The 963-nt window shown below is 62.8% G+C and carries 1 protein-coding gene; it reads left to right on the forward strand.

Going from position 1 to position 963, the window contains the following annotated elements; translation table 11 throughout:
* The first annotated feature begins 12 nt into the window (after positions 1-12).
* Positions 13-915, forward strand: coding sequence for an IS110 family RNA-guided transposase (locus DH10_RS36150; protein ID WP_246811708.1), 903 nt, complete (start codon positions 13-15; stop codon positions 913-915).
* Positions 916-963: the final 48 nt, after the last annotated feature.

Here is a 963-nt window from a genome sequence, read left to right on the forward strand (position 1 = left end):
CCCGAAGTGTGGATGCCGGACGAGGAAACCGAGACGCGTCGTCGCGTGGTAGCGGAACGAACGCAGCTCGTCTCCCAGATGACCCGTCTCAAGAACCGGATCCATTCCGTTCTGCACGCCAACCTGATCCCGCCCTACAAGGGCACCCTGTTCTCAAAGCGGGGCAGGGCTTGGCTGGAGGCCCAGCCGCTCGCCGAAGATCAGCGCCGTGTCGTCCTTCGCCATGCCGATGAACTCGATCGCCTTGGTGGTGAGCTTGCACAAGTAGACAAGGGTCTCGCGCAGACGGCCCTCCAGGAGCCTCGGGTCAAGCGACTGATGACGATCACCGGCGTGAACGTCACGGTCGCGATGAGTATCGTGGCGGCCATTGGCGATGTCGAACGGTTCTCATCATCGGAAAAGCTTGTCAGCTATTTTGGGCTCAACCCACGGGTCCGGCAGTCCGGCGATAAGCCGGCCTATCATGGCCGCATCACCAAACAAGGCCGAGCCCACGCGCGATCGATGCTGGTCGAGGCGGCGTGGGTCATTTCCGGTGTGCCTGGTCCGCTGCGGGCCTTCTTCATGCGCATCCGCGACAAGCGCGGCAAACACGTTGCTGCAGTCGCGACGGCACGCAAGCTGGCAGTCATCGTCTGGCACATGCTGACCAAGGATGAGGACTACATCTGGAGCCGCTCGGCGCTCCTGGATTGGAAGCTCCGAAAGCTGGAATTGACCGCCGGCTATCCATCTCATCGCGGCGGCAGGGCAAAGGGATCCGCCGCCGACTACAGCAACAAGTCGGTGCGCGACAGCGAGCGCGAGACGATCGGCGACGCCGAGGAAGCCTACCGTCGCTTCGTCGCTACATGGAAACAGCAATCACCGAAAGGGCGCTCGGGCGCCGCACATGAGGTGCGACGATCATAGGCTGCGCGACAGGGTTGCAACTTCGACCCTGCTCTTCGCCACGCGGTC

Origin of the sequence: Mesorhizobium silamurunense (genome assembly GCF_014843825.1) — a bacterium.
GTDB lineage: Bacteria > Pseudomonadota > Alphaproteobacteria > Rhizobiales > Rhizobiaceae > Mesorhizobium > Mesorhizobium silamurunense.